General features: G+C 71.2%; 23 protein-coding genes. 12 read left to right on the plus strand and 11 right to left on the minus strand.

From position 1 onward, the window contains the following. The first annotated feature begins 22 nt into the window (after window positions 1–22). Together H4N58_RS04750 and H4N58_RS04755 are read left to right on the plus strand one after the other, a co-directional pair. On the plus strand, window positions 23–862 hold the full coding sequence (locus H4N58_RS04750) for an ABC transporter ATP-binding protein (protein ID WP_167001896.1): 840 nt from the start codon (window positions 23–25) through the stop codon (window positions 860–862). After that, complete coding sequence (locus H4N58_RS04755) at window positions 844–2,409, plus strand: hypothetical protein (RefSeq protein ID WP_167248847.1); 1,566 nt, start codon at window positions 844–846, stop codon at window positions 2,407–2,409. Before H4N58_RS04750 ends, H4N58_RS04755 begins: the two co-directional genes overlap by 19 nt. 85 nt (window positions 2,410–2,494) lie before the next feature. On the opposite strand, the gene H4N58_RS04760 is transcribed toward H4N58_RS04755, so the two are convergent. Further along, window positions 2,495–2,806 (minus strand): antibiotic biosynthesis monooxygenase, encoded by a 312-nt coding sequence (locus tag H4N58_RS04760; protein WP_167248845.1) that lies wholly within the window; start codon window positions 2,804–2,806, stop codon window positions 2,495–2,497. A 45-nt stretch (window positions 2,807–2,851) separates the two neighbouring features. Further along, window positions 2,852–3,331 carry a hypothetical protein gene (locus H4N58_RS04765; protein ID WP_167248843.1) on the minus strand — a complete coding sequence of 160 codons (480 nt, stop codon included), beginning with the start codon at window positions 3,329–3,331 and terminating at the stop codon, window positions 2,852–2,854. A gap of 55 nt (window positions 3,332–3,386) precedes the next feature. Here H4N58_RS04765 and nagA point away from each other — a divergent pair, with 55 nt between their 5' ends. Further along, on the plus strand, window positions 3,387–4,517 hold the full coding sequence (nagA, locus tag H4N58_RS04770) for an N-acetylglucosamine-6-phosphate deacetylase (RefSeq protein WP_167248841.1): 1,131 nt from the start codon (window positions 3,387–3,389) through the stop codon (window positions 4,515–4,517). Between the two features lie 2 nt (window positions 4,518–4,519). Here nagA and H4N58_RS04775 read toward each other — a convergent pair whose 3' ends face one another. Both H4N58_RS04775 and H4N58_RS04780 read right to left on the minus strand, forming a co-directional pair. Then, a complete protein-coding gene (locus H4N58_RS04775; protein WP_167248839.1) occupies window positions 4,520–5,761 on the minus strand; it encodes a YibE/F family protein in 1,242 nt (413 codons plus the stop codon). A 43-nt stretch (window positions 5,762–5,804) separates the two neighbouring features. Next, on the minus strand, window positions 5,805–6,122 hold the full coding sequence (locus H4N58_RS04780) for a 4a-hydroxytetrahydrobiopterin dehydratase (RefSeq protein ID WP_167001908.1): 318 nt from the start codon (window positions 6,120–6,122) through the stop codon (window positions 5,805–5,807). A gap of 31 nt (window positions 6,123–6,153) precedes the next feature. Here H4N58_RS04780 and H4N58_RS20570 point away from each other — a divergent pair, with 31 nt between their 5' ends. After that, window positions 6,154–6,864, plus strand: coding sequence for a (deoxy)nucleoside triphosphate pyrophosphohydrolase (locus tag H4N58_RS20570; RefSeq protein WP_243845013.1), 711 nt, complete (start codon window positions 6,154–6,156; stop codon window positions 6,862–6,864). Window positions 6,865–7,016: 152 nt separating this feature from the next. Here the strand turns inward: H4N58_RS20570 and H4N58_RS04790 are convergent, their stop codons facing one another. From H4N58_RS04790 to H4N58_RS04805, 4 genes are all read right to left on the minus strand, one after another. Beyond that, on the minus strand, window positions 7,017–9,128 hold the full coding sequence (locus H4N58_RS04790) for a S9 family peptidase (RefSeq protein WP_167248837.1): 2,112 nt from the start codon (window positions 9,126–9,128) through the stop codon (window positions 7,017–7,019). Window positions 9,129–9,160: 32 nt separating this feature from the next. Then, window positions 9,161–10,375, minus strand: a complete 1,215-nt coding sequence (locus tag H4N58_RS04795; protein ID WP_243845012.1) for a zinc-binding dehydrogenase — start codon at window positions 10,373–10,375, stop codon at window positions 9,161–9,163. Next, window positions 10,321–11,826 carry an NAD(P)/FAD-dependent oxidoreductase gene (locus H4N58_RS04800; protein ID WP_167248836.1) on the minus strand — a complete coding sequence of 502 codons (1,506 nt, stop codon included), beginning with the start codon at window positions 11,824–11,826 and terminating at the stop codon, window positions 10,321–10,323. The genes H4N58_RS04795 and H4N58_RS04800 overlap by 55 nt, the downstream gene beginning before the upstream one ends. A gap of 93 nt (window positions 11,827–11,919) precedes the next feature. Further along, on the minus strand, window positions 11,920–12,924 hold the full coding sequence (locus tag H4N58_RS04805) for an AraC family transcriptional regulator (RefSeq protein WP_167248835.1): 1,005 nt from the start codon (window positions 12,922–12,924) through the stop codon (window positions 11,920–11,922). Window positions 12,925–12,948: 24 nt separating this feature from the next. On the opposite strand from H4N58_RS04805, the gene mshB reads away from it, so the two are divergent. The 4 genes from mshB to H4N58_RS04825 are packed head-to-tail and all read left to right on the plus strand — an operon-like array spanning window position 12,949 to window position 16,664. Next, entirely contained in the window at window positions 12,949–13,866 is a 918-nt protein-coding gene (gene mshB / locus H4N58_RS04810; protein ID WP_167248834.1) for an N-acetyl-1-D-myo-inositol-2-amino-2-deoxy-alpha-D-glucopyranoside deacetylase, read from the plus strand. After that, window positions 13,841–14,254: a DUF6113 family protein gene (locus H4N58_RS04815; protein WP_167248833.1), complete on the plus strand. Its 414-nt coding sequence runs from the start codon at window positions 13,841–13,843 to the stop codon at window positions 14,252–14,254. Before mshB ends, H4N58_RS04815 begins: the two co-directional genes overlap by 26 nt. Beyond that, complete coding sequence (locus H4N58_RS04820) at window positions 14,251–14,862, plus strand: flavin reductase family protein (protein WP_167001922.1); 612 nt, start codon at window positions 14,251–14,253, stop codon at window positions 14,860–14,862. The genes H4N58_RS04815 and H4N58_RS04820 overlap by 4 nt, the downstream gene beginning before the upstream one ends. Window positions 14,863–14,897: 35 nt before the next feature. Further along, window positions 14,898–16,664 carry a VanW family protein gene (locus tag H4N58_RS04825; protein WP_167248832.1) on the plus strand — a complete coding sequence of 589 codons (1,767 nt, stop codon included), beginning with the start codon at window positions 14,898–14,900 and terminating at the stop codon, window positions 16,662–16,664. Between the two features lie 15 nt (window positions 16,665–16,679). Here the strand turns inward: H4N58_RS04825 and H4N58_RS04830 are convergent, their stop codons facing one another. Then, on the minus strand, window positions 16,680–17,675 hold the full coding sequence (locus H4N58_RS04830) for a GNAT family N-acetyltransferase (protein WP_167001926.1): 996 nt from the start codon (window positions 17,673–17,675) through the stop codon (window positions 16,680–16,682). A gap of 121 nt (window positions 17,676–17,796) precedes the next feature. Between H4N58_RS04830 and fdxA the strand changes: the two genes are divergently transcribed. From fdxA to H4N58_RS04845, 3 genes are all read left to right on the plus strand, one after another. Then, the gene (gene fdxA / locus H4N58_RS04835; protein WP_139086403.1) at window positions 17,797–18,120 is read left to right on the plus strand and encodes a ferredoxin; all 324 of its coding nucleotides are present in this window, start codon (window positions 17,797–17,799) and stop codon (window positions 18,118–18,120) included. Next, on the plus strand, window positions 18,120–19,274 hold the full coding sequence (gene dapC / locus H4N58_RS04840) for a succinyldiaminopimelate transaminase (RefSeq protein WP_167248831.1): 1,155 nt from the start codon (window positions 18,120–18,122) through the stop codon (window positions 19,272–19,274). The genes fdxA and dapC overlap by 1 nt, the downstream gene beginning before the upstream one ends. A 136-nt stretch (window positions 19,275–19,410) precedes the next feature. Further along, the gene (locus H4N58_RS04845) at window positions 19,411–20,322 is read left to right on the plus strand and encodes a hypothetical protein (protein ID WP_167001934.1); all 912 of its coding nucleotides are present in this window, start codon (window positions 19,411–19,413) and stop codon (window positions 20,320–20,322) included. Between the two features lie 62 nt (window positions 20,323–20,384). On the opposite strand, the gene H4N58_RS04850 is transcribed toward H4N58_RS04845, so the two are convergent. Together H4N58_RS04850 and dapD are read right to left on the minus strand one after the other, a co-directional pair. Beyond that, on the minus strand, window positions 20,385–21,272 hold the full coding sequence (locus H4N58_RS04850) for a hypothetical protein (protein ID WP_243842926.1): 888 nt from the start codon (window positions 21,270–21,272) through the stop codon (window positions 20,385–20,387). Between the two features lie 95 nt (window positions 21,273–21,367). After that, window positions 21,368–22,303, minus strand: coding sequence for a 2,3,4,5-tetrahydropyridine-2,6-dicarboxylate N-succinyltransferase (gene dapD, locus H4N58_RS04855; protein ID WP_167001936.1), 936 nt, complete (start codon window positions 22,301–22,303; stop codon window positions 21,368–21,370). A gap of 53 nt (window positions 22,304–22,356) precedes the next feature. Between dapD and H4N58_RS04860 the strand changes: the two genes are divergently transcribed. Then, entirely contained in the window at window positions 22,357–23,067 is a 711-nt protein-coding gene (locus H4N58_RS04860) for a VOC family protein (RefSeq protein ID WP_167248830.1), read from the plus strand. The last annotated feature ends 40 nt before the right edge of the window (window positions 23,068–23,107 follow it).

Genomic DNA, 23,107 nt, shown 5'->3' on the forward strand with positions numbered 1-23,107 from the left:
CCCCTCACGAGGAGCTGATTCCTTGTCCACCCCGGACATCCACCGTGCCGAACCTGGGCCCGTCCCCGCCCGCCCGATCTCACCGGCCGGGGCGGTGCCGCCCGACCCCACCGCCGCCGTCTCGATCCGCAACCTGTGCAAGTCCTTCGGTGAGAAGCTCGCGGTCGGCGGCGTGAGCCTCGACATCCCTGCCGGCTCGTTCTACGGCATCGTGGGCCCCAACGGTGCGGGCAAGACGACGACCCTCTCGATGGCGACGGGCCTGCTGCGACCTGACCTCGGTCACGTCTCGATCCATGGCGTCGACGTCTGGCGCAGCCCGTACGAGGCCAAGCGTCTTCTGGGGGTGCTTCCCGACGGGCTGCGTCTGTTCGACCGGCTGACCGGTGCTCAGCTCATCGCGTACGCCGGCGAGCTCCGCGGGCTCGACCGCGCCACCGTGCGTTCCCGTACGGCCGACCTGCTCGGCGCGCTCGGTCTCACCGAGGCTGCCGACACCCTGGTCGTCGACTACTCGGCAGGCATGACCAAGAAGGTCGCGCTCGCGTCCGCGCTCGTCCACGCCCCCCGCGTGATCGTCCTCGACGAGCCGTTCGAATCGGTCGATCCGATCTCGGCCGCGGGCATCCGCGAGCTCCTGACCGGGTTCGTGCAGACCGGCGGCACGGTCGTCGTGTCCTCGCACGTGATGGACCTCGTCCAGCGGATGTGCTCCCACGTCGCGGTGATCGCGCGCGGCCTTCTCCTCGCCTCCGGGACGGTCGACGAGGTGCGCGCCGGAGAGTCGCTCGAGGACAGGTTCGTGCAGCTCGTCGGCGGGCCGCAGTCCACGGGAGGGTTGTCGTGGTTGCAGTCATCCTGAGGATGAAGCTGACGCTGGTCCTCAACGGGTTCCGGCGCTCGGTGTGGCAGACGGTCGGATTCGTCCTGGCTTCGTTGTACGCCCTCTTCGTCGTCGGTGTCGTCCTCGCGGCGTCTATCGGTCTCTCATTCGTCGACATCGACCTGGCGCGCGACGTTCTGGTGGTCGGGAGTGCGGTCGTGGTCGTCGGGTGGTGGGTGCTGCCGCTGCTGAGCTTCGGGCTCGACGCGACGCTCGACCCGCGGCGCTTCCAGCAGTTCGCGATCCCGCGCCGCGACCTGGTGACCGGCCTCGCGGTTGCGGGGATGGTCGGTGTCCCGGGAGCCGCGACCGTTCTGGCGGCGCTGTCGACGTCGCTCGCATGGTGGCACGAGCCGATCGCGTTGATCGCCGCGGTCGTCGGCGCCGCGCTCGGGGTCGCGATGTGCGCGGTCGGTTCGCGCGCCTTGGCGGCGCTGATCGCTCCGCTGATGGAGTGGCGCCGCTTTCGCGAGGTCGCGGCCGTCGTCGTCATCGTGCCGCTGATCATGCTCGCGCCGATGGCCAGCCGCCTGATCGGCACCATGGGGGATCCCGACGAGTGGTTGCCGCAGGTCGCCGACGTGCTGTCGTGGACCCCGTTCGGGGCTCCGTGGTCGCTCGGCGGCGATGTCGCAGAGGGCCAGTGGCTGTTCGCCGGAGCTCGCCTCCTCGTCTCGGTCGCATCCGTCGCGCTGCTGCTCGTGGCGTGGGATGCCGCACTCACGCGGACCCTCGTACGCCCGCCGTCGCGGGGCCCGGTCGCGCGCGGCCAGGGCTACGGCTGGTTCGACCGCCTGCCCGCGACGCGTTCGGGTGCGATCGCCGCGCGATGCCTCACGTACTGGCAGCGTGACCCGCGCTACGCCGGCTCGGTGGCGTTCTTGCCGTTCATCCCGATCCCGTTCATCGTGTTCGGCGGACTCGAGGGCAACACCAGCTTGCTGCTGATGGCGCCGATCGTCGCGTACGTGCTGGGCTTCGCGATCTCGGCCGACTTGTCGTACGACAACACGGCCTTCTGGCTCCACGTGACGACCGGCGTGCGCGGTGTCGCCGATCGCTGGGGACGCGTGACCGCTGCGTCGATCCTGGCCGTGCCCACGGTCCTGCTCCTCGCGGTCGGCGGAGCCTGGGCCTCGGGTGAATGGGACCGGTTGCTTGCCGTGCTCGGGGCTTCGTTCGGCGTGCTGATGGTGGCGCTCGGAGCGTCGTCGGTGCTGTCGGCACGCTTCCTCTACGCGGTCCAGAAGCCGGGCGAGGGCATGTTCGCGCAGCCGCAGGGATCGACGACGGCGATCCTCGTCGCCCAGACGATCGGGATGCTCGCCGTCGGCCTGCTGTCCGCCCCGACCCTCGTCGCGTTCACGATCGCCCTCGCGACAGGTGGGATGTGGGCGACCGCGCTCACGGTGGTGCTCGGTCTCGGCTCGGGCATCGCGCTGCTGATCATCGGTGTCCGCAAGGGCGGGGAGATCGTGGACCGCCGCGGGCCCGAGATTCTGCAGCAGATCGCCGCCTGGGCCTGATCCCCGACGTACGTCACGACATCAGGACCCGACGTTCCTCCCCGAACAGGGGGTGGAACGTCGGGTCCTTTTGTCGGGATCTGCGTCAGGCGACCTCGTACGACCACAGCTCGCTCGTGACGGCGACAGGGGGCTTCTTCTCGCTGCCCTCGCCGCCACCCGCGCCACGGTGCCCATGAGCGAAGGCCGGCGACGTCTTCCACGCCTCGAACGCAGCCTCGTCGCGCCAGCGCGTGATGACGAGCCATGTCGTGCGGTCGTCGGTGGGCTTGAGCAGCTCGAAGCCTTCGAAGCCATCCACCCCGTCGACGGCGCCCGCGCGGGCGGCGAAGCGGTGGGCGAGCTCGTCCCCGGACTCGGCGGGGACCGTGATCGCGTTGATCTTGATAAGGGTCATACGTCCGATGCTAGGCCGGTCGTTCGTGACGGCGGCGAGTGGAGGTCACGGCCTCGGCCGCAGAAGGCGAGCTCCGAGGACGGAGAGCAGCACCGCCGACACGGCCGTCGCCGCGGCGACTCCCAGCCACACGCCGTTGCTCCCGGAGCTCCCGATCGCGTCGTCGAACAGCGGGGTGAGGCTCAGGAGGGCGTAGCCGGCGGCCACGACGAGCAGCGGGACGAAGACCAGAGCGAGGGCGCCGCCGAGTGCACGGGCGTACCCGAGGTCGGCGGATCGCCCGATCACCAGTCCCGCCACGAGGCCGGTGACGGCCAGCTCCACGATCGGGACGCCCAGGAAGACGACATGATCGCCCGTCTGGACCTCGTCGTTCATGAAGTAGGCCAGCATCCAGGCCATGGGGAGCGCGAACAGCAGCACGACCACGGAGGCGATCAACGGTCCGGCGACACGTGCGACAGACCGCCCGGTCGAGCCGCCCGGGAGGGTTCCAGGGATGTCCGAGGTGTGAGGCTTCGTCATGCTCCGAGGGTGGCACACGGCGGGTCGGCCGCCGTCGGCGCTCTAGGCTGATCCCGTGGCCCACCCGACTCTCCTTCCTGAGCACGTCGACGCCGAGCGCCTCGTGCTTCCCGACGGCGTCCTCGAGCACGGGTGGGTCGAGCATCGCGATGGCGTCGTGACCGCGGTCGGCCGCAGCGACGCGCCGGTGCCAGGGGCGTACCCGCTGCTCCTCCCCGGCTTCGTCGACCTCCACTGCCACGGAGGCGGCGGCGCGTCCTTCGACGGTGGCCTGGACGCCGCGCGGACCGCGGCACGCGCCCACGCCCGGCACGGGACGACGGCCATGCTCGCGAGCCTCGTGTCGGCGCCGGTGGACGTCCTCGCCGAGCAGGTACGAGGGCTCGCCGCGGCGATCCGTACGGGCGAGCTCGGGCCCGTCCGCGGCATCCACCTCGAGGGCCCGTTCCTCTCGCCGGACCACCGCGGCGCGCACGACCCGGACGCGCTGACCCTCCCGACGGAGGAGGCGGTGGCGACACTCATCGAGGCAGGCGGCGGTCTCGTCCGGATGGTGACGCTTGCTCCTGAGCTGCGCGGCGGGCTCGAGGCCATCGAGCAGCTCGCCGCCGCGGGGGTCGTCGCGGCTGTCGGGCACACCGACGCCGACTACGCGCTGGCCGCCGAGGCGTTCGCCCGCGGCGCGACCGTGCTGACCCACGCGTCGAACGCCATGCTCCCGATCCACCACCGCGCCCCCGGCCCGATCGTGGCCGCGCTCGACGCTCCGGGGGTCGCGCTCGAGCTCATCCTCGACGGGGTCCACCTGCACGACGCTTGGGCGCGCCGGCTGCTCCTCGATGCCGGATCACGCGGAGTGCTTGTCACGGACGCGATGGCTGCCGCCGACGCGCGCGACGGCGCGTACGAGCTCGGAGGGCTCATCGTCGAGGTTGCCGACGGCACCGCGCGACTCGTCGACACCGGCGCGATCGCGGGCAGCACGCTGACGATGGACACGGCGGTACGACGCGCGCTGGGCGTGCTGGGGCTCGATCCCGTCGCCGTCGCCAGCGCCGCATCGTGCGCTCCGGCGACCGCGCTCGGCCTGCCCGGAGGAACGATCGCGGTCGGCGGTCCGGCGAACCTCGTCGCGCTCGACGCCTCGTACGAGATCGCCGCGGTGCTCTCCGCGCCGACCCCCTGACGTCATACGAGACGAGGGTCGTGACCCTCATCCGGGATGACGTCCGGGGCGGGTTCGGAGGGAGCGGGAGCGAGCGCGGCGGCGATCGCCGTCGTCGCCGGCACCGCGAGCACGAGGCCGATGAGTCCGACGAGAGTCCGTGCGATCTCGGCACCGACCTGCTCGGTCCCAGCGATCTCGATCAGCGAGCGGTCGTACGCGGCGACGAGCAGCAGCACCGTCATCGCCGTGCCCGCGTACGCAAAGACCAGCGTGTAGACGCTGGAGGCGATGTGGTCGCGCCCGATCCGCATCGCCGACACGAACGTGCTGCGCCGGCTCGCCTCGGGCTGAGCGGCCCGCAGCTCCCACACCGCGCTGGCCTGCGTCACCGTGACGTCGTTGAGGACACCGAGCCCCGCGATCACCATCGACGCCGTGACGACACCCGACAGGCTGATCTGCCCCGCGACCGCCATGAGGATCTGGTCGTCCTCCGACGAGATGCCCGTCAGGTGGGTCCAGTCGGTCGTGAACCATCCCAGGACTGCTGTCAGTGCGATGCCGATCAACGTCCCGAACAGTGCCGCGGTGGTGCGGATCGAGACGCCGTGGACGAGGTAGAGGACGACGAGCATGATCGTGCTCGACCCCACGACCGCGACGATGAGCGGATTCTCGCCGGCGAGCAGCGCGGGCAGGACGAACACCACGATCGCGCCGATCGTGGCGACCACTCCGACGATCGCGAGCAGACCTCGCCACCGCGCGACAGCGACGATGACGCCCGCGCACGCGAGGCCGAGCCAGACGAGCGGTATACCGCGGTCGAAGTCGAGGAACTCGAACGTCGGCTCGGTGGCGCCCTCGGGCTCGACCCGTACGAGCTCGACGGAGTCGCCGACCTCCATACCCGTACGGAACACCGCCGGCTGGACGGTCACGGTCGCGGACTCGTCGCCCGCCGTCCGTACGAGCAGCTCACCGCAGTCACCCTCGACGGCAGGCAGCCCGTCGGGCCCGACCGCTCCGCCGCCGCAGTCGATGGCACGTACGTCGGTGACCGTGCCGGACACGATCGACACGCCCTGCGTCCCGTACGGGTTGGGTGCTTTGGCGACGTCGTCCGCGTCCGGCCACAGGACCCAGACTGCGACGCCGAGCACGAGGGCCAGCGCTCCGACGACGCCGGCGAGCACGGTCGCCAGGCCGCGCCGCCCCTCGTCCTCGCCGGTCCCGAAGTGGCTGTGGAGGTCGTGGGTCACGGGCCAAGCGTCCCATGTCCGCAGGCGGGTACGAGGCCGCCCGTCAGGTGTCGCCGGCGGCGTCGGCGATCACGTCGATCACCCCGGCGAGAGTGAAGTCCCTGGCCGTCAGCCCGCTGGCGGAATGTGTCGTCAGGATGAACGTGACCTCGCGCCAGCGGATGGTGATGTCGGGGTGGTGGTCGGCTTCCTCGGCGATGGCGGCGACCGCATCCACCAGTGCGATCCCGTCGATGTAGGTGGGTGCGCGGACGGAGCGGACGATCGTGTCGCCGTCGCGGACCCATGCAGGCCGCTCCAGGAGAGCCTCGGCGATCTCTGCGTCGCTCATCAGGCTGTCGGAGGCGTCGGGTGCGTCCATCTCTTGACCGTACGCGCTAATCTCGCCGGTTGTGGATCCCCGAAGCACCGAACCCGCGCCGGTGCCGGCGGTCGTCGTCGGCGTGGCGCTGCTTCGCGGCGGTCGAGTGCTGGCGGCGCGGAGGACGTCACCGCCTGCGCTTGCCGGTGGATGGGAGTTCCCCGGGGGCAAGGTGGAGCCGGGTGAGAGCGAGGCCAAGGCGGTACGCCGTGAGGTCGCCGAGGAACTGCGGTGCGAGGCCGCAGTCGTTCAGCGTCTCGACGGCGAGGTCCCGCTGGCAGCGGGGATGGTGCTCCGCGTGTACGTCGGCGAGGTCGTGTCGGGTGATCCGGTGCCGACCGAGCACGACCGGCTCCGCTGGCTCGGCCCGGACGAGCTGGACGACGTGCCGTGGCTCGACGCCGACCGGCCGTTCCTGCCCGAGGTCGCCGCGCTCCTGCGTCGTACGCACAGCGAGGGCGCGGAGGCGCACTTCGACGAGGGCGACGACGCCGACCAGGTCGTGGCCGCGCTGCGGGCCGACGGGTACGAGGCTGTCGTACGGCGCGAGGGCTTCGCCGGCGAGGACGACAGCGAGGACCGCGCCTGGCTCGTACGGGTCGAGGGCACGGCCGCTGCCGATGCGCTGGCCGCGCTGGTCGCGGACGTCGAGCTCGCCTGGATGATCGACCACGCCGCGCCCGCGCCCGTACCACCTCCGCCGCTCCCGACCGGGCCGAAGCGGCTGAAGCGGAAAGACTGACTCGCGAGGTGCCCGCACGTTGCGTTGGCCCCAACGGAGAGTCGCTGCCCCACCGGAACGGTGCAGTGGGCTAGCGACTTTGCGGTGGGGCCAACGGAAAGTCACGGGCGGCAGAGAGTGACCCGCGGGCGGCAGAGGGTGACCCGGGGGCGTCAGGCGTGGAGGGCGCGGCGCAGGAAGTCGACCTGCAGCTGCGCGAGGTTCTCCGCGACGACCTCCTGCGGCGTCATGTGCGTGACCCCGGTCAGCGGCAGCACGCTGTGCGCCTTGCCTGCGGCCAGCAGCGCCGACGACAGCCGCAGGGTGTGCGCGACCACGACGTTGTCGTCAACCATGCCGTGCACGATCATCAGCGGCGGAAGCGCGACGTCGGGATCGATCCCGGTCAGCAGCGAGTTCGCGTCGTAGACCTCGGGCTGCTCGTCGGGATGCCCGAGGTAGCGCTCCGTGTAGAACGTGTCGTACAGGCGCCACTCGGTCACTGGCGCGCCCGCCACCGCCGCATGGAAGACGTCAGGGCGACGCAGCACCGCGAGGGCCGACAGGTAGCCGCCGTACGACCAGCCCATGATCCCGACGCGCGACGTGTCGACGTCCGTGCCGTACTTGTCGGCTACCGAGTCGAGCGCGACGATCTGGTCGTCCAGCGTCACACCGGCGAAGTCGTCGCGGATCGCGCGGTCCCACGCCCGACCACGCCCCGGCGTCCCGCGCCCGTCGGCGACGACGACGCAGAAGCCCTGGTCGGCGATCCACTGCGCCTCGAGGTAGGGCTTGGCGGAGTGCAGGACGCGCTGCGCGTGGGGGCCTCCGTACGGGTTCATGATGATCGGCAGGCTCGCGACGTTGCCGTGCTCGTGACCGCGTGGGAACAGCACTGCCGTACGGATGGCGTCGTCGCCAGCCTCGAGGAACCGCACCTCCGGGTGCAGGCCCGGGTGTAGCGGGTGGGAGGCGAGGTTGCCGACCGTCTCGCCGCGGCGCATCACGGTGATCGTCGGGAACGGCGACTCCATGCCGGCGCGGATGCGCACCGCGGTGCCCCCGCGCTCGGTGCCGCTCCACACGCCGGGCCCGTCGGACAGCGCGACCGTGTCGCCGTCGTAGCCGACCGCATAGAGGTGGACCTGCGTCGGGTCTTCGGACGCCGTCACGATCGCGCCCTCGGCGCCGAGCGACACCACGGCGCGAAGCTGCAGGTCCGGAGGCGACACCGGCTCGCCGTCGACCAAGAGCCTCTTGGTGTCGCCGTGGTCCTCGAGCGTGACGAGGCGGCCTCCGGGCGCGTACGCGGGGACGCCGGGCATCACGTCGACCCACACCTCGTCGCTCTGGCCGCGCACCAGCGTCGTCTCGCCCGTCTCGAGCTCGACGGCGAGGACGGCGGCGTCCTTCTGGTCGCGCGCCATGACCTGGATCAGCGGGTCGCCGTGAGCGGTCCACGACACGCGGGTGAGGTAGGGGAAGCGCTCGCGGTCCCACGCGACCTCGGTGCGTGAACCGTCCAGGCGCACGTGCCACAGCGTCACGAGGGCGTCGTCGGTGCCGGCGGCGGGGTAGCGGTGCTCGACCGGCGCCTTCGACGGGTCGGCGGGATCGGCGACGTGCCAGGTCGTGACCGGCGACTCGTCGTACCGCTCGACCAGCAGCGACTCGCCGTCGGGCGCCCACCAGAAGCCGCGGTGACGGTCCATCTCCTCGGCCGCCACGAACTCGGCGAGCCCCCACACGACGTGCTCGCCGTCAGGCTCGGCGATCGGGTAGTCGAGCGTCCCGTCCACCCCGATCACCCGCAGCGCGCCGTCGGTCGCGTAGGCGATGCGGCGTCCTGTCGGGTCCACCCGAGGGTCGATCGCGGAGCCGGCCGTCGGGAGCGCGCGAGCCCCTGCGGAGCCCGTACGGCTCACCCAGACCCTGCCGGACAGCGCGAACGTCGCGACCTCGCACGCCTCGTCCATCGCGTACGCGACGATGCCCGCCGCCGACTCACGGCTGCGCTCGCGCCGGGCCCGCTCCTCCGGAGACAGCTCCTCGCCACCGGTACCGAGCAGCGCCGAGGCGTCGACGAGGCACGTCTCCTGCCCGCTGTCGGCGTCGTACGACCACAGCGATCCCGTCCGCGTCGAGCCGTCGGGCGTGCGGACGAAGAACACACGGGAGCCGTCCGGGCTCACGGTCAGGTTGCGGGGGACGCCGAGGGTGAAACGCAGCGACCGTGCCTGCAGACGCGGGAAGGACACGGACTCCGAGGAGGGGGTCGTCATGCCTCCGAGGGTATCGAGGCGGGGTGCTCCGGTCAGGGCGCGGTGGCGTCGCTCGTGGGATCGACGAGGATCTTGGCGTGCCGGTCGGGGTCGCCCAGCGCGTCGAAGGCCGAGGGGATGCCCGCGAGCCCGACGGTCCCGGTCACGAGAGGAGTCGGGTCGACCGTGCCGTCGGCGATCATGCGCAGGGTCTCGTAGAACTCGTCCGGCCCGTACGCGAAGACGAACCGCAGGTCGATCTCCTTGTTGATCGCCATCGACGGGCGGAACGTGTCGGCCTCCATGCAGACGCCGACGACGACGATCCGCGACAGCAGCGGGGCATGGGAGATGAGGTCCTCGATCATCCCCGGTGTGCCGACGCACTCGAAGACGACCGGGCCCTTCGGTGTTGCGCCGACCTTCTCCGCCGCCCGCATCACCCGCCACCACGGCAGGCCCGGGACGCGGCGCAGGGTCTTCATCGTCGAGAGGCCGAGCTCCATCAGGCTCGGCGCCGTCCGCAGGTGGCCGCGGCGCTCGCCGTACGAGGTCCACGGAGACTGCTCGCGCGGGTCCACGACCACGTCGGCGCCGCAGGCGCGTGCGAGGGCGCGGCGTCCGGCCGAGAGGTCGCTCGCGACGACCGTACGGACGCCGGCGGCTTTGAGCATGAGGATCACCGCGAGGCCGATCGGGCCGCACCCGATGACGATCGCGACCTCGCGCTTGCCGATCTCGGCGCGGCGGACCGCGTGGTGCGCGACCGCGAGCGGCTCTGTCGTGGCCGCGCGGTCGTCGCTGACACCGTCGGGGATCGGGATCGTCAGCGCCTCCGAGACGAGCATCCGCTCCGCGAAGCCGCCTGGCGCCCGTACGGACAGCCCGGTCAGGTGGACGCCGTCCTCCTGCTCGAGCACGGGCAGCGAGACGACGCGGGTGCCGACCGGCCAGGCCTCGCGGCAGCCTGGTCCGTACGAGAGGATCCGTCCGGTGAACTCGTGGCCCATCACGACCGACTGCGATGAGCGCATGAACGCGTCGTAGCCGATCTCGGCGGCACCGTCGGCCGTGAGGTCGCTGTGCGTACGGGCGTGCAGGTCGGAGCCGCAGATGCCACAGCGCGTGACCTCGATGAGGACCTGACCACGCCCTGGTACGGGGTCGGGGACGTGCTCGAGCGCGAGCCGGCCCTCGTGGCAGGTGACGGCCTTCATTCGCCGGCCGCCGCACGGGAGGAGGGGCGGCGGGTGCGCGACGAGGTCCATGCGAGCCCGTCGTCGAGCCCGGCGTGGTTGGTGTGCCAGGCGTCCACGACGACGTTCTGCTTCATCGCCCACGGATACGAGGCGACCGCACGCGGCTGCAGGTGCTCGCCGCGGCGGATGTAGCCGGAATCCATGTCGAACAGCGGCCGCGAGGCCGGGGTGCCGTCCATCACCGGCGTGACGGTGTCGTCGCCGGAGCGGTCGAGACGCTCGATGATGCGGCTGACGAGGCGCGCGGTCATGTCCGAGCGCATCGTCCAGGACAGGTTGATGTAGCCGATGCAGAACGACAGGTTGGGGACCCCGCTGAGCATCGTGGCCCGGTACGCGTAGCGCTGCGACAGGTCCACCGGCGCGCCGTCGACGCTCAGCGCGGCACCGCCGAGAAGCTTGAGTGAGAGCCCGGTGGCGGTGACGACGATGTCGGCCTCGACGACCCGTCCGTCGGTCAGTCGCACACCGTTCTCGACGAACCGGTCGATGTGCGCGGTGACGACCGATGCCGTGCCCTCGCGCACGACCTCGAACAGGTCGCCGCCGGGCGAGATGCACAGGCGCTGGTCCCACGGCGCGTACGGGGGCGTGAAGTGGGCGTCGACGATCTCCTCCGAGCCCACTGCGGCGACCGCGCCCTTGCGGAACAGCGACGCCATCTGGTCGGGCAGTCGGCGGCAGGCCTGGTAGAGCCCCCACTGGAGCGCGGTGTTCTTCGCGCGGACGGTGAGGTGGCCGCTGCGCGCAGGGAGCACCTTGCGGATCGCGTTGCCGATCACGTCCTGCTTGGGCTGTGCCAGGACGTAGGTCGGGGTGCGCTGGAGCATCGTGACGTGGCCGGCGTCCTGGGCCATCGCCGGGACGATCGTGATCGCGGTGGCGCCACTGCCGATCACGACGACCTTCTTGCCGGCGTAGTCGAGGTCGTCGGGCCAGAACTGCGGGTGGACCAGCGTGCCCTCGAAGTCGTCCACGCCTGCGAAGCCGGGGTCGTACGGCTGCTCGTAGTCGTAGTAGCCGCTACAGAACGACACGAACCGCGCCTCGTACGTCTCCTCGTGGCTGTCGGGACCCGTCGCGACGCGGACCCTCCAGCGGGCGTCCTCGGACGACCAGTCGGCGGCGACGACCCTCGTGGAGAAGCGGGTGTGCGCGAGGATCCCGCTCTCGCGCGCGGTGTCCTCGAGGTAGTCGCGGATGTCGTCGCCCTGGACGATCGAGTCGTCGCCGCTCCAGGGACGGAACGGGAAGGCGAGGGTGAAGATGTCCGAGTCCGAGCGTACGCCGGGATAGCGGAACAGATCCCACGTGCCGCCGATCGCGTCCCGCGCCTCGACGAGCGCGTACGACAGGTGGGGGAGGCGCTCCTGGAGGCGGTAGGCCATCCCGATCCCAGACAGGCCCGCGCCCACGATGAGGACGTCGACACTGCGTGTGTCGGGGGTGTGGTCGGCCATGGTGCTCCTCCGGTCGTGCCTCGTGCGTCCGGCACGCGTCGTGTCGATTGTGACGCGCGCCACGTCCGCTGGCTTGACTTTCGGCGACAAACCTCAGCGGAGGGCGCCGCGGATCTCGCGGGGTGGCGACCCCCACCACCGCCGTGCGCTGCGGGTCAGGGTGGCCTGCTCGGAGAAGCCAAGCGCCGCCGAGACCCTTGCCAGCGGCAGGTCGGTACGGGTCAGCAGCTCGTGCGCCTTCTGGCGACGGACGTCGTCGACGATCTCGGCGAAGCCCGTGCCCTCCGCTGCGAGACGGCGCTGGAGCGTGCGCTCGTGCACGTTGAGGAGGCGGGCGACGTACGACATCTGCGGGGGAAGGTAGGCGAGGGTGTGGTGGATAATCGTGCGGGTGCGTCCCGCGAAGTCCTCGGACTCGGCGGGCATCGCCTCCTCGAGGTACGCGAGCGCCCGGCGCCGGTTGGACTCGTCGGCGCCGGCGATCGCGGTGTCGCCGAGGGTGGCGGGGATACGCAGGTACGCGGCCTCGGCACGCGGGTGGACCGGCGCGCCGAAGAACTCCTCGTACACCGCGAGCGGTGCCACGGGATCGTACGGGAGGTGGACCGACCGCAGTTCGTAGTCCACCGCGACGAGGCTCTGGACCGCACGGTGGAGGAACCCGATCCCCGAGTCGAGCGCCTGGACGGGAACCGGCTCGGCGAGGCTGACCGCGTACACCAGCGCGACCGTCGTCGGGTCGTGCAGCGGGTCGGCCCGCAGCGACACCGAGATCCCGTCGGTGTGGAAGCGCAGGTAGCGCGACACCGAGGTCAGTGCGTCGTCCACCGTCGGTGAGTTCGCGATGATCACCGCGAGCGGGCCGAGCATGTCGAGCCCGTGGCGCTGCGCCATCCGCAGGCCGAGATCGGGGCAGCCGAGCACCTGGGCGCTCACCTCGAGGAGCTCGGCGAGCTTCCAGTCGGGGACCGCGACGTCGTCCTGGTCCAGGACGGTGGGGTCCAGCCCGACCCGCACGGCGAGCGCGTCGGCGTCCGCGCCCAGGGACGTGACCACGTCGCGGAACCCTCGTACCCCCGCCGATCGGATGGTCGCCACGGATCTGAGTCTAGGCTGGAGGACATGCCCGAAGACCTTCCTGACCGGCGTCTGCTGCTCGTGCACGCGCATCCTGACGACGAGACGATCGCGACTGGTGTGATCATGGCGAAGTACGCGGCCGAGGGGGTCGGTGTCACGCTCGTGACCTGCACGCTCGGCGAGGAGGGCGAGGTCCTCGTCCCTGAGCTCGCGCACCTCGCCTCGGACCGTGACGACCAGCTCGGCGCGCACCGGATCACCGAGCGCGACGCCGCGATGAAGATCCTCGGCGTCACCGACGCCCGCTGGCTCGGCGGTGCGGGCACCTACCGGGACTCCGGCATGGTCTGGTCGGAGACGGGCGCGGCCACCGTCGCGCCGGACGTGCCCGCCAACGCGTTCTGGCTCGCCGACCTCCGCGAGGCGGCGGACCACCTCGTCGCCATGATCCGCGAGGTACGCCCGCAGGTCCTCGTGACGTACGACGACTTCGGCAACTACGGACACCCCGACCACGTGCAGGCGCACCGCGTCGCGACGTACGCGGTGGCGCTGGCCGCGGTGCCGTCGTACCGCCGCGACCTCGGCGAGCCGTGGGACGTCGCAAAGGTCTACTGGACGACCCAGTCGGAGTCGTGGCTGCGCGATGGGCTGCGGCGGCTGCGCGAGGCCGGCGACCACACGACGTTCGAGGGCATGGATCCCGAGGGCGATCTCTCGTTCATGGCCGTGCCCGACGACAAGATCGCGGCGGTGGTCACCGCCGAGGAGTACGCGGAGACCAAGCTCGAGGCGATGCGGGCGTATCCGACCCAGATCCAGGTCGACAGCCCGTTCTTCGCCCTGTCCAACAACCTCGGGGCGTACGTGTGGGGGTCCGAGTTCTTCCGGATCGCCAAGGGCACCCCGGTCCCCGACGACGACGGGTTCGAGCATGACCTCTTCGCGGGCACGCGGTAGATCCCGCCTCGCGCTCGCCTGGGTCGCAGCCGCCGTCCTCGGCGCCGTCCTGGCCGTCGCCGGTCTCGCCGTCCACCGCCACGTCGACGCGGGCATCCCGTGGGGGCTCGTCCTCGCCCTCGCCGCCGCGTTCTTCGCGACCCGCGCCGCGGGGATGCTCGGCGGGAGGGCGGCCGCGGTCGCGCTCGCGGCGGGGTACGGCGCGGTGCTGGCGTTGACGATGTCGAGCCGTCCTGAGGGCGACTACCTCGTCGCGGCGGACGCGCTGGGATACTCGTTCCTGCTCGGCGCGATCGCGGTGCTCGGCATCGCGGTGGTTCTCTCGGTGAGCGGCGCGCGTCACACCAGCCCCGGTCCGGCAGGTCATCCCCGTACCCTGGGTTCGTGAGTTCTGCGCCGCATCCGCTCGATCCCGCCACGTCGCGCGCCTTCCGAGACGTCCTCGGGCGCTTCGCCAGCGGCGTCACCGTCGTGACGACCGTCGCCGACGGTGTCGACCACGCGATGACGGCGAGCGCGTTCTGCTCGGTGTCGCTCGAGCCGCCCCTCGTGCTCGTGGTCGTCGACCGTCGCAACCGCTTCCACGACGCGGTGCTCGACTCGGAGACGTGGGGGGTGTCGGTGCTGGCCGAGGACGGTCAGGACGACGCGTCCTGGCTCGCGCGCCGTGGGCGCCCGCTCGAGGACCAGCTCGACCGCGTGCCGCACCGCCGCGGCGACAAGACCGGTGCCGCGCTGCTCGACCGCGCGATCGCCTGGCTCGAGTGCCGGACGTGGCAGACCTACGACGGCGGCGACCACACGATCGTCGTCGGCGAGGTGCTCGACGCGTCGGTGCGCGCAGACGATGATGTCCCGCAGGATCTCGGCTCAGGATTCGCCGAGTCGCGCCTGGGCGAGCCGCTGCTCTACTACCGTTCACACTATGGGGCCCTCGTCCGCTCTCCGGAGAGCGAGAAGAACTCAGGCCCGACCCCGGCACAGCAGCAACGCTGACCAGGCCACGTTCGACCCCTGACCACGAGGAACCCATGCTCCCGCCCCCCATGCTCTCTGAGCAGGACCCGATCGCCCAGCAGCGAAGCACGCGCACCAACCGCATCGTGCTCGCCGTGCTCGGCGGGTTCGTGCTGCTCCTCGCCGGTCTCTACCTTGTGCTCCACTTCGCCACGTCCGACAAGGTCCCGTCGGGGACGACGATCGGCGGCGTCGACGTCGGGATGACCTCGATCTCGGATGCGCGCTCCGCGCTGACCGACGAGCTCGCCGCGCCGGCGAAGGAGCCCGTACGCATCGTCCGTGGCAAGAAGACCTTCGAGCTGACTCCCAAGGAGGCGGGTCTCGCCGTCGACGTCGACGCGTCCATCGCGCAGACCGGCGCCGACAGCTCCGTCTGGAACCCGTTCACGATGGTCGACATCCTCGTGGGCTCGCAGTCGTACCCCGTCGCCCTCGACGTCGACGAGACGGCCCTCACGTCGGCGGTCGCCTCGATCGCCGACGACACTGATCGCGAGGTGGCTGAGGGCCGCATCGACTTCCCGGACGCCAAGCCCGAGGTGACCGAGCCGAAGGCCGGACGCGCCGTCGACCAGAAGGCGACCGTGGCGCTCGTGCGCGAGTCGTACCCGCTGAAGCACACCGCGCTCGAGCTCCCGGTCGAGCCGGTCGAGCCCGCGGTGAGCAGCGACGACCTTGCCAAGGCCGTCACCGACCTCGCCGAGCCCGCGATGGACGCGCCGGTCAAGATCGTCGTCGGCAGCACATCCGCCGAGCTCGATCCCGACGACTACGCGCGTGCGCTGTCGGTGCAGGTCAAGGACGGCGCACTCACGCCGGTGGTCGACCCCAAGAAGTTGGCGAAGCCGCTGGCGGAGGCGACCAAGGCGATCGGGACGCCCGCGAAGGACGCGACGGTCGTGATCCGCAGCGGCAGGCCGTTCGTGGTGCCGGGCAAGTCCGGCGTCGGCGTCGCGCCCACCGAGGTTGCCGCCAAGATCGTGCCCGTCCTCACCAAGTCAGGCGACGAGCGCGCGATTGAGGTCGAGCCGAAGGAGAAGCAGCCCGACATCACGACGAAGGAGGTCGCGAAGCTCGGCATCGTCGAGAAGGTCAGCTCCTTTACCACCAACTTCCCGTACGCCGAGTACCGCAACGTCAACCAGGGCCGTGCGGCCGCGCTGGTCAACGGGACGCTCCTCAAGCCGGGCGAGACGTTCAGCTTCAACGACACCGTCGGCGAGCGTACGGCGGCCAACGGCTTCACCACGGGCACGATGATCAGCAACGGCGTGTTCCGCGAGGACTTGGGCGGCGGTGTCTCCCAGGTCGCGACGACGCTCTACAACGCGGGTTTCTTCGGTGGTCTCGAGGACGTGACGCACAAGCCGCACAGCTTCTACATCAGCCGCTATCCGGTGGGGCGCGAGGCGACGGTGGCGTGGCCGAGCGTCGACCTGAAGTTCAAGAACACCACCGACCACGGCATCTTCATCCAGGCGTGGGTCAACAAGAGCACGCCCGGCCGCCAGGGCTCGATGAACGTCGTGCTGTGGGGGACGAAGCAGTGGGACATCAGTGCGGGGCTGTCCTCGCGCCGCAACCCGCGCGAGCCCGCGACCCGCTACGACGCGACCGACAAGTGTGTGCCGCAGGCCGGCGTCGCAGGCTTCGACGTGGACGTCTACCGGACCTTCAAGAAGGACGGCAAGGTCGTCAAGCGCGAGACGATCACGGCGCACTACAACGCGGCCGACAACGTCCAGTGCCGTCCAGCGCCCAAGGGCAAGGGCGACTGAGGCGCCCGTCAGGCCTCACGCCGGCGGTGTCACGTACCGGTACGAGTGGTGCGTGACGAACCCATACCTCGCGTACAGCGCAAGCGCGGGAGCGTTGTGCCGCATCGTCTGCAGAAAGACCTTGTCGGCGCCCTCGTCGCGGGCCCACGCCGCGCACACCTCCAGGAGCCGGCCCGCATGCCCCCGCCGGCGCGCGTACGGGGTGGTGTGGACGCTGGAGAGTCCCGCCCACTCCCCGGTGACGACCATCCGCGCCACGGCCTCGAGACCCTCGTCCCCCCGTACGGACGCGAACCTCACGATCGGCGGCGAGGCGAGGACGTGGCGGACGTCGTGCTCCTCGTACCTGCTCGCGTCGCGCTCGGCGGCGGCGAGCCACGCGTCGCTGAGCGTCGGCTCGAGCGTCACCTCCGCCGAGGTCGGGGGAGCCAGGGGAGCGGAGAGGACGGTGGCGAGGTCGGCGACCTGCACGACGGCGTGGTCGTGGGTGCCCCCGATGCCGACCCATCCGGCATCGGCGAAGCGACGCGCCCACGGCGTCTCGTCGATCACCTGCGCCTTCGGCGGCAGCCCGTGCGCGGCGTAGAACTCCTCGATCCGTGTGACCGCGTCCGCGAAGTCGGTCCCGGGGTCGCCGTGGATCCCCGCCGAGTTGGCACGGCCCGTGAAGCCGCCTGCCGCCCGTAGGGTCCAGGCGCCAAGCTTCTCGAGCACGCGCGGCGGCCAGCCGCGGGTGCAGATCTCGGCGAGCTCCTCCGGCGAGTAGTCGAGCGCCGGACGCGTACGGGCGCGAGCGCGCCCCTCGGGCACGGTCTTCGCGGCGACGACCGTGGACACCGCGACCTCGACCTCGGAGCCGTCGCGACGCTGGATCCGCAGCCGTGTCCCATCGTGCGCGAGCAGCCGACCGATCACGTCGGTGAGCGCCGGACCCCCGCTCGGACCTCGTTCTCCGGGCACGGTCGAACGGATCACCACGCGATGACCGACGAGGGCGTCAAACTGGCTCACCACGTGGCTCCTGACCAAGTTTGGAACGGTGTTTCGTCTATTAGGTGGACCTCACCACGAGGCACTCCGGGGAGAGGGTGATACTAGTTCTGAAAAGGTCGATCGAAGGAGTGGACGCCTCGTGACGTATGTCATCGCTCAGCCGTGCGTGGACCTCAAGGACCGTGCGTGCGTTGACGAGTGCCCGGTGGATTGCATCTACGAAGGCAAGCGGATGCTCTACATCCACCCCGACGAGTGCGTCGACTGCGGCGCGTGCGAGCCGGTGTGCCCGGTGGAGGCCATCTTCTACGAGGATGACACCCCGGAGGAGTGGAAGGACTACTACACCGCCAACGTCGACTTCTTCGACGATCTGGGCTCGCCCGGCGGTGCAGCCAAGATGGGTCCGATCGACAAGGACCACCCGATGATCGCCGCGCTGCCCCCGCAGAACCAGGACTGATGCCTGAGTGGAGTCCGGTCGCCCCGGTGAGCGTGGCGGAGCGGCTGGCGTCGCGCTCGGTGTCGCGACGCCTCCCGGACTTCCCATGGGACTCGCTGGCCGCGCTGAAGGCTCGGGCGGCCGCTCACCCCGACGGGATCGTCGACCTGTCGATCGGCACGCCCGTCGATGACACCCCGGACGTCGCCCGCGCTGCGCTGGCGGCGGGCTCGAACGCGCCCGGCTACCCGCAGACGATCGGCACGCCCGCGCTGCGACAGGCGGCGGTCGACTGGCTCGCCCGACGTCACGGCGTCGACGGCCTCGGGATCGACGGGGTGCTCCCGGCGATCGGCTCCAAGGAGCTCATCGCCGCCCTCCCGCTGCACCTCGGGCTCGGGCCAGGTGACACGGTCGTGTCCCCCGAGCTCGCCTACCCGACGTACGAGGTCGGGGCCCGGCTCGCCGGATGCGATGTGCTCGTCTCCGACTCGACCGTCGCGCTCGGCCCACAGCGGCCCGCGCTGATGTGGATCAACTCCCCGTCCAACCCGTCGGGGCGCGTGCTCGGCGTGGACCACCTCCGCAAGACCGTCCAGTGGGCGCGTGAGCGCGGGGTCCTCCTCGTCTCCGACGAGTGCTATCTCGAGTGCGCGTGGGAGGCGGAGCCGCTCTCGGTCCTCCACCCCGACGTCAGCGACGGCTCCCACGAGGGGATCCTCGCCGTCCACTCGCTGTCGAAGCGCTCCAACCTGGCCGGCTATCGCGCCGCCTTCGTCGCCGGCGACCCGCTGATCGTCAGAGAGCTGCTCGAGGTCCGCAAGAACCTCGGCCTCATCGTCCCCCAGCCCGTCCAGGACGCCATGCGTGCCGCCCTGGACGACGACGCGCATGCCGATGCCCAGCACGCCGTGTACGCGGCCCGACGGGCGATCCTGCGTGACGCGCTCCTGCGCGCGGGCTTCCGGATCGACCACTCCGAGGCGTCGCTTTACCTGTGGGCGACGCGGGGTGAGCCTGCCCGCGAGACGGTCGCCGCACTCGCCGAGATCGGCGTGCTCGTCGCTCCGGGCGACTTCTACGGAGCGGCCGGTTCTCAGCACGTACGCGTCGGCTTCACGGCGACCGACGACCGGATCGCCGCTGCCGCCGCGCGGCTCGCCGCCTGGTCCTGACCGAGCAGGACCTCCTCGCGCACGCCACGCCGGGCACGACGCGTGGCACAAAGCGAGCGCCTAGCCGCGAGAGTGACTAGCCTCCGAAGTGACGAGTGCCCTGAGGTGCTCTGAACGGACACGGAGGAGACGGTCCATGAGTGACCCGCAGCAGCCTCCAGGCGGTCAGCCGCCTGGCAACGAGCCCCCGAGTGGTCCGCCCCCGTACGAACCACCTCCGCAGGGCCCGCCGCCACAGGGCCCGCCGTCGGGTGCAGGCGGCTACGGTCCGCCGCCCCAGGGGCCGCCGCCCGGCGGTGGTGGGTACGGCCCGCCCGGAGGGTACGGAGCACCCCCTCCGCAGGGTCCGCCCTCATACTCCGGTGGTCCGGGAGGCCCCGGCCCGCAGCACCTGAGCGTCGGCTCCGCGATCTCGTACGGCTGGGACAAGTTCCGCGCGAACTGGGGCGTCTGGGTGCTCGTCACCCTGGTGTTCTTCGTGATCCAGGCGCTGCTCAGCGGCATCAGCAACGGGTTCGACTACTCGAGCTCGGACGCGTGGGACGACAGCGGCTACACGCTGGCGACCGGGCTCACCGTCCTCGGCGTGATCGCCGCGATCGCGAGCACCATCGTCCAGTGGCTGATGCAGGCCGCCCAGACCCGTGGTGGTCTGCAAGAGACGACCGGCAACAAGCCGTCGTTCGGCGACTTCTTCAAGTGGGGCGACCGCGCGGGCGCGGTCATCCTCACCTTGCTGATGCTCGCCGCACTGACGTTCGTCGGCATCATCTTGTGCATCCTGCCGGGCATCATCTTCACGTTCTTCGCGTGGTACACGCTGTGGTTCGTGCTCGACCAGGGGCTCAACCCGCTCGACGCGCTGCAGGCGAGCTTCCGCCTGGTGGGCAACAACCTGGGCCCGGTGTTCCTGCTCGCGCTCGCGCTGATCGGCATCAACATCGTGGGTGCCTGCCTCTGCGGCATCGGCCTCCTGGTGACGATCCCGGTGACGTTGATCGCGACCGCGTACAGCTTCAAGTTCCTGACGCAGCAGCCGATCGCCTGACCCGCCGCCCGGACGTCATACGCATCGTGGGCAACGACCCCCGATCCGTATGACGTCCGGGCTCAGGCCACGTCGACGTGGACGTGGTCGCGGTGCTCGAGGATCGCGCGGTCGCCGCCGCGCGCCGGCGGGGTGTAGTCGCGCCAGCCCTGCGGCGCCCGACGCGCCGTCCAGATCTTCGCGTCGTAGATGACGGTCGCGACGTCGAGGCGGCTCGCGTTCGCGACGAGATACTGCGCGAGCGCCCAGCCGTCCTTGTTCGCCTGCGCGGTGACCGGCCGGAAGAACACGTCGACGGCTCTGCCCTCGTAGTGCTTCGAGCCTGCGGAGTGCCCGGTGCTCACGCCTTCGGGGGCGTACCCGCCGGTGGACAGCCGCCCGAACGCCTGGCGCAGGTCCACCCGCACCGCCTCGGCAGCCGGCGTCAGCCCGTTCTTGCCCAGCGCCTCCTCGCCGTCGGCGGCCGGGTCGACCACGCACGTGAACGCGGCGGGGGAGTTGCCGGTGAGCGCCGAGGCGAGCGCCCGCCCGTACGCCTCGTGGTCCGCGTACGCCTCGGGGAAGCCTGACCGCTGAACGGCCTGCGCCGCGTCCGTGATGGACATCGAGCGGTAGCCCTCGATCTTCTCGAGCCCGTCGTAGAAGCGGTTGATCGCGTACCGGGGCTGCAAGATCTGCTCGGGGGTGCCCCAGCCCTGCGACGGCCGCTGCTGGAAGAGACCCAGCGAGTCGCGGTCGCCGTAGTCGATGTTGCGCAGCTTCGACTCCTGGTACGCCGTCGCGAGGGCGATCGTCACGGCGCGCGCCGGCAGGTCCCGGCGCTTCGCGATCGCCGCCATCAGCGACGCGTGCTCGGCCTGCTCGAGGTCGAGGGTCGCGTACGTCTCCCCGACCTCGACCGTGCACTCCTCGCCGCGCAGCTGCGGGACGAACCCGCTGCGGGCGAGCACGACGACCCCCGCCGCGACAACCGCGATGACGAGGACGAGGACGAGCACGAGCACGCCGCCACGCCCCGAGCGCTGTGTGGTGGCGTCCACGGCGCTCAGTTCGCGTGGAGCGCGGCGTTGAGCGTGATGCCGCTGCCGTGGCGCGGGCGAGCCTCGAGCCGCCCCGTCTCGGTGTTCGTGAGGAACAGCAGGTTGTCGTGGCCGGACAGCTCGGCGGCCTTCACGACGGAACCGTCAGGCAGCGTCACCTTCGAGCCGGCGGTGACGTAACAGCCCGCGGCCACCACGCAGTCGTCGCCGAGCGAGATGCCGATGCCGGCGTTGGCGCCGAGGAGGCAGTTCTCGCCGAGGCTGACGACCTGCTTGCCCCCACCCGACAGTGTGCCCATGATCGAGGCGCCGCCGCCGATGTCGGTGCCGTCCCCGACGACCACTCCGGCGCTGATGCGGCCCTCGACCATCGCGTGGCCGAGCGTGCCCGCGTTGAAGTTCACGAATCCCTCGTGCATCACGGTCGTGCCGTCGGCGAGGTGCGCGCCGAGGCGGACACGGTCGGCGTCGCCGATCCGTACGCCGGACGGCACGACGTAGTCGGTCATCCGCGGGAACTTGTCGATGCTCGTGACGGCCACGTTCAGGCCGGCGGCGCGCGCGCGCAGCCGCGTCTGCTCGAACCCCTCGACGGCGCAGGGGCCGATCGTGGTCCAGACGACGTTGGACAGCAGCCCGAACAGGCCGTCGAGGTTCGCGCCGTGCGGGCGTACGAGACGGTGCGACAGCAGGTGCAGCCGCAGGTAGGCGTCGTACGCGTCGGCCGGAGGTGCGGCGAGGTCGCCGATCTCGGTCCGGACGACCGTGCGGCGGACCTGACGGACCTCGTCCTCGCCCTCCAGGGCAGTGAGTCCGCTCGGCTCGGCGGTGCCATCGAAGGCGCCGAGCGCGGGGTTCGGGTACCAGACGTCGAGGACCGTGCCGTCCTCGGTGAGCGTGGCGATGCCGTACGCCCAGGCGGGCTGCGGGGAGGAGGTCATGCGGCCCAGGTTATCGAGCGGCTCCACGCGCCCCGGTGCCCTAGGGTGCGGTGATGGCCCTCGTACAGTTCAAGGACCTCTGCATCGACACGCGCGACCCGTCCGAGGCGTCGCGGTTCTGGGCCCGCGTGCTCGCGCTCACGGCCGAGGCCCTCGACGACGGCGACGCGGTGCTGCGCGGGTCGACCCCCGAGCACACGATCTGGGTGAACCGCGTCCCGGAGCCCCGTACGGCCAAGGCACGGGTCCACCTCGACGTGCATGCGTGGTCCGTCGCCGAGATGGAGGCCGCGGGCGCGCGCGTCCTGCCGGAGTGGGGGTCGCTCCCGTGGACGGTGATGGCCGACCCCGAGGGTGGCGAGGTCTGTGCGTTCGTCCGACCGGAGGACTGGTGGACGGAGCGCAAGGACCCGTACCGCCTGTACGAGGTCGCCGTGGACGCCGCCGATGCACCGGCGATCGCGGCCTGGTGGGCCGACGTCCTCGGCACGGAGGCGGCCGACGAGGACGGTGTCAGCGCGGTCGCGCCACCGGGAGCACCGTTCGACGCGTTCGTGTTCGCCACCGTGCCCGAGCCCAAGACCGTCAAGAACCGCATCCACTGGGACGTGACGGGTGGAGCGGATGCCGTCGACGCGCTCGTACGCCGTGGCGCGCACGTGCTTCGTGCACCCGGCGCCGTGGTCTCGTGGACGGTCATGGCCGACCCGGAGGGCAACGAGTTCTGCGTCTTCGGGGACGAGGCACTTTCCGAGGAGCCATGATGCCGCGTCCCTCGTACGGAGCGGAGCGTGATGGGATGGA

This window comes from Mumia sp. ZJ1417 (assembly GCF_014127285.1).
Lineage (GTDB): Bacteria > Actinomycetota > Actinomycetes > Propionibacteriales > Nocardioidaceae > Mumia.

What these genes read in the sequence shown, in the direction of transcription:
- mshB (WP_167248834.1), top strand. Translation starts at nt 12,949, where the DNA reads ATGCCCGAAGACCTTCCTGACCGGCGTCTGCTGCTCGTGCACGCGCAT.
- H4N58_RS04815 (WP_167248833.1), top strand. Translation starts at nt 13,841, where the DNA reads ATGACCTCTTCGCGGGCACGCGGTAGATCCCGCCTCGCGCTCGCCTGG.
- H4N58_RS04765 (WP_167248843.1), bottom strand. Translation starts at nt 3,331, where the DNA reads ATGACGAAGCCTCACACCTCGGACATCCCTGGAACCCTCCCGGGCGGC.
- H4N58_RS04860 (WP_167248830.1), top strand. Translation starts at nt 22,357, where the DNA reads ATGGCCCTCGTACAGTTCAAGGACCTCTGCATCGACACGCGCGACCCG.
- dapC (WP_167248831.1), top strand. Translation starts at nt 18,120, where the DNA reads ATGCCTGAGTGGAGTCCGGTCGCCCCGGTGAGCGTGGCGGAGCGGCTG.
- H4N58_RS04780 (WP_167001908.1), bottom strand. Translation starts at nt 6,122, where the DNA reads ATGGACGCACCCGACGCCTCCGACAGCCTGATGAGCGACGCAGAGATC.
- H4N58_RS04795 (WP_243845012.1), bottom strand. Translation starts at nt 10,375, where the DNA reads ATGGACCTCGTCGCGCACCCGCCGCCCCTCCTCCCGTGCGGCGGCCGG.
- H4N58_RS04845 (WP_167001934.1), top strand. Translation starts at nt 19,411, where the DNA reads ATGAGTGACCCGCAGCAGCCTCCAGGCGGTCAGCCGCCTGGCAACGAG.
- H4N58_RS04825 (WP_167248832.1), top strand. Translation starts at nt 14,898, where the DNA reads ATGCTCCCGCCCCCCATGCTCTCTGAGCAGGACCCGATCGCCCAGCAG.
- H4N58_RS04800 (WP_167248836.1), bottom strand. Translation starts at nt 11,826, where the DNA reads ATGGCCGACCACACCCCCGACACACGCAGTGTCGACGTCCTCATCGTG.
- H4N58_RS04760 (WP_167248845.1), bottom strand. Translation starts at nt 2,806, where the DNA reads ATGACCCTTATCAAGATCAACGCGATCACGGTCCCCGCCGAGTCCGGG.
- dapD (WP_167001936.1), bottom strand. Translation starts at nt 22,303, where the DNA reads ATGACCTCCTCCCCGCAGCCCGCCTGGGCGTACGGCATCGCCACGCTC.
- H4N58_RS04790 (WP_167248837.1), bottom strand. Translation starts at nt 9,128, where the DNA reads ATGACGACCCCCTCCTCGGAGTCCGTGTCCTTCCCGCGTCTGCAGGCA.